Origin of the sequence: Peribacillus sp. CSMR9 (assembly GCF_033141925.1) — a bacterium.
Taxonomy (GTDB): domain Bacteria; phylum Bacillota; class Bacilli; order Bacillales; family DSM-1321; genus Peribacillus; species Peribacillus simplex_A.
In genome coordinates, this window is record NZ_JAOPHO010000120.1 from 1 (window position 1) to 5,474 (window position 5,474).

Consider the following 5,474-nt stretch of genomic DNA (forward strand, 5'->3'; position numbering starts at 1 on the left):
TTAAGTTATGCACCTCGATAGAATATATTCTTTTACAAAGAAACATTTGTTAGTAGGAAAGGGCTCCATAAAAAGATGTGAGCATTAGCAAATTGGTGCTCACCTATTTTACTCATAATTGGAAATAGGAATGAATGTTTGGTTAAATGAGGGACCATCTGTATTTACTTTCTTATATTGAAGATAATCATCTTGGTGTCTATTCGAAATAGATTCTAATACAAGGGGTATCGTGAGGGCTTAGATCCTGTGGCAGCATGACCGACATCCACCTCATGGAAAGGTTGAACGAAGGAATGTAGGAGCATCGACTCTGTGAGACATGGGAGGGTTGACCTCCATGAGACATGTGGATAGCCTAAAGTGCGATCATAACATTGCTTAAACCAATTTTTTCCTATAATTGGCTAGTTTAGCATATACTTTTTTCGATAAATCCCTATCCTTGAGGAGTAATGCCGAGCTTACATAGATAACGGTTAATTATATGACTATGAAATCCTAAGAATTCTAGAACAATCGTGAGATTGTGTTTAGTTTATTGAGGGAGTTCACCAAGAAATGTAATGAAATTCATGGTATATTATGTAATAAAAATGTAAAAAAAGGGGATTTATTCATGTTTAAGTTTTTTCTTATAATCGGAGTAGTTGGCATTATTATTTCTGGTATTTTTATTGGAGCTTGGACGGGTGGGCAACAGCAAAGAGCTAATTTTCATTCTGAATCAGAAGGACATAGGAATTTTAGAACGAAAATAGCATTCTTCTCAGGCCTCATAGGTGTAATCTCTTTGGGTATTACTGGATTAATATATTTTCTATAAGCAATACGTTTTTCTTCAACTAAACGTGTTAGCTTAAAATGTAATTGTGTATTTTTTTGGGGGGGGGGGTGATGTGTGGAAATTTACAGTGATGTTGTTTTTGTTGCTCATTGGAGGGATAGGTGGCATTGGCATAGTTAGCCTTTTTGAAGGAAATGAAGTTTTTTCCGGATATCACGCTGGTATTGCGGCTAATTCCTTCGGAGTCATGGACTCTTCCCCTAAACCGATAGGGGTAAATTCTTTAACCCATTTATAAATTGTTACTTCTGATACACCATATTCGCCACTTAATTCTCTTACTGAATTACCCGAGTGATAAAGATCTACAATGGTCTTCTTGAATTCATTATTATATTTCTTCCCTGTATTCTTACGTTCCAATACGAACACATCCTCTCAAAAATCATTGTAAGGACTTAACTAAAATGTGTCCATGAAACCATACTAACTCCATTAGCTGAAGATTGCTTTGACCTTTGTTCAACAATTGGGCCATTTAATTGAAGATCTCATCAGATAAGTAATAATATTTAAAGGAATAATTCATTCTGATAAAGAATATTAAAAAACGTGATGATAAGGAGGCGATTGTATGGCAAATCATGTAGAAAGTCTATATAACTATCATGTATGGGCAAATCAACGGATTATTGATCATCTTAAGACACTTTCTCCTGAGAAATATCAAAAGGAAATGAAAAGTGTCTTTTCTTCTGTTTCAAAGGTTTTATCTCATCTCTATTTGGTGGAATATGGATGGCTTAATACCCTCGAGGGTCAGAGTATGAATGAAGCAATGCAATCTTCATTTCAAATTCAAGAAAAGATTGAGAAACTGCCCATTGAAGACTTAGAAACAGAATTTCACACTTTAACATCTCGGTTTAAATCCTTTTTGAACAGACAGGAAGATATGGAAAAGAGAATAATGTTGGATAATCCATGGGCAGGATCAAGAGAAACAAGTATATCTGAAATGGTCTTACACGTTGTGAATCATGGAACCTATCATAGAGGGAATATTTCAGCTATGTTACATCAGTTGGGTGATTCTTCAGTTATGACTGATTATGCTTTTTATTGGTATTCTTGAAATGTTATTCATTATAAATAGGCAAGAGAAGAGTAATCCATTTTTTCTTCATAAAGGTGACGTTAGCTGAAGATCGGAGCTGTCTTTAATGCAGCTCTTTCTTTATGCAACTATCGGGGCAGGTTAGTTCATTTGCATGTTATGATGGAAAAAAATAGATTTTCAGGAGGATTAAAATGGTTACATGCTATCTGAAATATGTTATTGACCCTTATAAAGTAGAGGAATTCGAGGAATACGGTAAGATATGGATTCGATTAGTTAATAAATTGGGTGGTACACATCAAGGTTATTTTCTTCCACATGAGGGCGCTAATAACATTGCTTATGCCTTATTCACTTTCCCAAGTTTAGCAGCATATGAAGAGTACCGAGTAAAAATGGCATTAGATGCAGAGTGTCAGGAAGCTTATAAATTTGCTGAAGAAACTAAATGTATTTTAAGTTATGAGAGAAGCTTTATGCGCCCTGTATTCGAGTGAGTGAACAGATAAAAACTTATACATATCTTGTTAAGCTAACGGGTGCTTTACTTCAATAAGGAAGGTTGCAGAGGCAGCCTTTTTTTTATGGCACTATCGGGGCAGGATAGTTCCATAAGAAATGTTCAAATAACTTAGTGAAGCTATATCTCTCGATTGATTAAATATTCATTATAACGTATATTTATAACACAGAGAGAGGGATATAACTTGGAGATTAAATTTGCTGAGGTTTCAGATGCACCGATAATACACGACTTAATGATAAAGGCATTTATGGAATATAAAGACGAAGTACCACCTTCAAGTGCTTTGGAGGAAACTGTACAGTCGGTTTTAATTGCTTTAAAAGCCGGTGAGCAGGGTTTAATTAGCTATGTTGATAATCAGCCAGTTGGAATGGTTCGTTTTTAATTAAAAGAAGATGGTTTATATTTTTATAGGCTATCAGTAATTCCAGAAAAACAGTGTCTTGGTATTGCGAAAAAAATATTAAGGTCATTAGAAGATTTCGCAATAAAAAAAGAAGTAACTACGATATTTTGTAAAGTACGTATGACTGTGCCTAAAAACATAAAATTATATAGTTCAATTGGGTATGGTATCTATAATGAGGAAGTTGTATATAAACCATGGAGTTAGTATAGTTTCATGGACACATTTTAGTTAAGTCCTTACAATGATTTTTGAGAGGATGTGTCCGTCTTGGAACGTAAGAATACAGGTAAAAAATATAATAATGAATTTAAAAAAACTATTGTAGATCTTTATCACTCGGGTAATTCGGTCAAAGAATTAAGCGGCGAATATGGCGTATCAGAAGTTACCATTTATAAATGGATTAAAGAATTTACTCCTATTGGTTTAGGGGAAGAGTCCATGACTCCAAAGGAATTAGCCGCCATTCAGAAGGAAAACCTTCGGTTAAAGCAAGAAGTTGAAATCTTAAAAAAGGCTATGGCCATATTCGCGAAAAAGTAACCGAGACAGATCTTACCGAATTTATTGAGGAACACAAGAAACAATATCCCGTACAGAAGATGTGTGAAATACTAGAAATCCCAAGAAGCAGCCATTATCAATCCCTTCAAATAGTCGTATCAAATCGCGAACAGGAAAACATAAAACTAACGAAGGAAATTCATCTTATTTACCTGGAAAGCAAAGGACGATATGGGGCTCCCAAGATTCATGAAACCTTATTAACCAAAGGGTTTTCCCTCAGTCTAAAGCGTGTTCAACGTTTAATGAACAAGGCGAGAATTCGTTCTATTACCAAGAAAAAATACCGTCCCTATCCATCTAAAGAAAAGGTTATTCAATTGGATAATTTGCTAAAACGAAACTTCACTACTCAAACCATTAATGAGAAATGGGTAGCAGATATTACGTATATCCACACGTTAAAAGACGGATGGTGTTATTTAGCTTCGGTATTGGACCTTCATTCTAAGAAAATAGTAGGGTATTCATTTTCTCGTTCAATGACGACAGAACTGGTCATAAAAGCTTTCAATAACGCACACTTATCACAAAAGCCCCCGGAGGGCTTAGTTCTTCATACGGATCTTGGCTCACAATATACAAGCAGTGAGTTTACTCAACATATCCAAAACTATCATATTAAGCAATCTTTTAGTCAGAAAGGTTGCCCGTACGATAATGCCTGTATTGAATCCTTTCATGCCCTATTAAAAAAGGAAGAAGTCAACCACGTACAATATCTAGACTATCAAACAGCTAAACTAGCGATGTTCCAATTTATTGAAGGTTGGTATAACCGAAAAAGAATTCACAGCGGCTTGGGCTATCAAACCCCACAAGCCATTGAAGATCGAATTAGGAATACAGCTTAAGATTTAACTTTTTTGTGTCCAATATATTGACTCAAATCCAACCAAACGGTATAAATATAAAAGTTGTTTCTATGATTAAGAAACTCAGTTAGAGTAATAAGCAATCACGGAAAATCGATTGGGGAGTGGGGTTAATGCATCTGGTATGTGAAACGGCAAAATTAGAAGATTATTTGCTTGAATTAAACGAAGTTAATTTTTCTAATCCTATGATTAAGTCGAAAGTAGATGAACTTTTTAATCCATCTCAAACTGAAATTGAAAAGGCAAAAGTTGCTTATGAATTTGTTCGTGATGAAATCTATCATTCTTGGGATATCCAAGGAAAACGAGTTACATGTAAAGCATCAGATGTATTAGTCTATAAAGAAGGTATTTGCTATGCAAAATCCAATTTATTAGCTTCGTTACTACGTTCCCAGGGAATACCTACTGGTTTTTGTTATCAAAGATTAATGTTGTTTAATACACCAGAAAAAGGTTATTGTATTCACGCATTAAATGCAATTTTTCTTAAAACATTAAATAAATGGGTTAGATTAGATGCTCGTGGTAATAAAGCAGGAATTGATGCACAATTTTCAATTGATAAAGAAAAATTAGCTTTTACTACCCAAGAAAAATTTGATGAAAAAGATTATCCAGTCATATATGTAAAGCCACATCCCAAGACAATTAGCGTTTTGGTAGAACAAACAGATGCATTAGAAATGTATATAAAGAATTTGCCAGAATATTTATAGTTGTTAAGCTAACGGGTGCGTTAGCTGAAGATCGGAGTTGTCTTTAAGGCAGCTTTTTTTTATGCAACTATCGGGGCAGGTTAGTTCAACAAGGAATAATGCATTTGAAATAGAATTTATATAGTACGTCAATTAAGGAAGAAGGCTGAATGATATTGATTAATACAGTTTTTTCATATGTTCTTCTCGGTGTGATAATTTTCTACGCCTTGGAATGGGCAGCTGTTGGTTCAGGTTTTAAGGTACTAATTGGTGGGTGTTTTGGTTTACTTTTATATATAGCTATTCATTTTAGTAAGAACAAGAAAATAATGAGTGATATGGAAGAGCTCGATGACAGGAAATAATATCCTAACAGGTGCCTTACTTCAATAAGGGAGTTGCTTTGGCAGCTCTTTTTCGTGCGCCCGGCATGGGTGCAATCTATAGGGTGAAAGTCCCGAACCATGAAGGCAGTAGTAGTGGTTAGCT

Annotated in this window: 7 protein-coding genes and 2 pseudogenes; 8 read left to right on the plus strand and 1 reads right to left on the minus strand. The window is 34.8% G+C overall.

Features of this window, described 5'->3' with window-relative positions; genetic code table 11:
- Positions 1-619: 619 nt before the first annotated feature.
- Positions 620-826: a DUF5316 family protein gene (locus N9I19_RS23695; protein ID WP_034306256.1), complete on the plus strand. Its 207-nt coding sequence runs from the start codon at positions 620-622 to the stop codon at positions 824-826.
- 192 nt (positions 827-1,018) lie between these two features.
- Here the strand turns inward: N9I19_RS23695 and N9I19_RS23700 are convergent.
- Positions 1,019-1,210 (minus strand): annotated as a pseudogene (locus N9I19_RS23700) (transposase); the annotation flags it as partial.
- 211 nt (positions 1,211-1,421) lie between these two features.
- Between N9I19_RS23700 and N9I19_RS23705 the strand changes: the two are divergent.
- The 7 genes and pseudogenes from N9I19_RS23705 to N9I19_RS23735 all read left to right on the plus strand — a co-directional run bounded on the left by N9I19_RS23705 (position 1,422) and on the right by N9I19_RS23735 (position 5,350).
- Positions 1,422-1,922, plus strand: coding sequence for a DinB family protein (locus tag N9I19_RS23705; protein ID WP_317779180.1), 501 nt, complete (start codon positions 1,422-1,424; stop codon positions 1,920-1,922).
- A 176-nt stretch (positions 1,923-2,098) separates the two neighbouring features.
- Positions 2,099-2,404, plus strand: a complete 306-nt coding sequence (locus N9I19_RS23710) for an NIPSNAP family protein (RefSeq protein WP_034306251.1) — start codon at positions 2,099-2,101, stop codon at positions 2,402-2,404.
- 210 nt (positions 2,405-2,614) lie between these two features.
- A complete protein-coding gene (locus N9I19_RS23715) occupies positions 2,615-2,818 on the plus strand; it encodes a hypothetical protein (RefSeq protein ID WP_317779181.1) in 204 nt (67 codons plus the stop codon).
- A gap of 24 nt (positions 2,819-2,842) precedes the next feature.
- Positions 2,843-3,046, plus strand: a pseudogene (locus N9I19_RS23720) (GNAT family N-acetyltransferase); the annotation flags it as partial.
- A 63-nt stretch (positions 3,047-3,109) separates the two neighbouring features.
- A protein-coding gene (locus tag N9I19_RS23725) for an IS3 family transposase (protein ID WP_411730883.1) occupies positions 3,110-4,260 on the plus strand; the annotation gives its coding sequence in 2 pieces (ribosomal slippage) (positions 3,110-3,359 and positions 3,359-4,260; 1,152 coding nt in all).
- A gap of 134 nt (positions 4,261-4,394) precedes the next feature.
- Positions 4,395-5,003 carry a transglutaminase-like domain-containing protein gene (locus N9I19_RS23730; RefSeq protein ID WP_317779183.1) on the plus strand — a complete coding sequence of 203 codons (609 nt, stop codon included), beginning with the start codon at positions 4,395-4,397 and terminating at the stop codon, positions 5,001-5,003.
- Between the two features lie 149 nt (positions 5,004-5,152).
- On the plus strand, positions 5,153-5,350 hold the full coding sequence (locus N9I19_RS23735; RefSeq protein ID WP_241637987.1) for a hypothetical protein: 198 nt from the start codon (positions 5,153-5,155) through the stop codon (positions 5,348-5,350).
- The last annotated feature ends 124 nt before the right edge of the window (positions 5,351-5,474 follow it).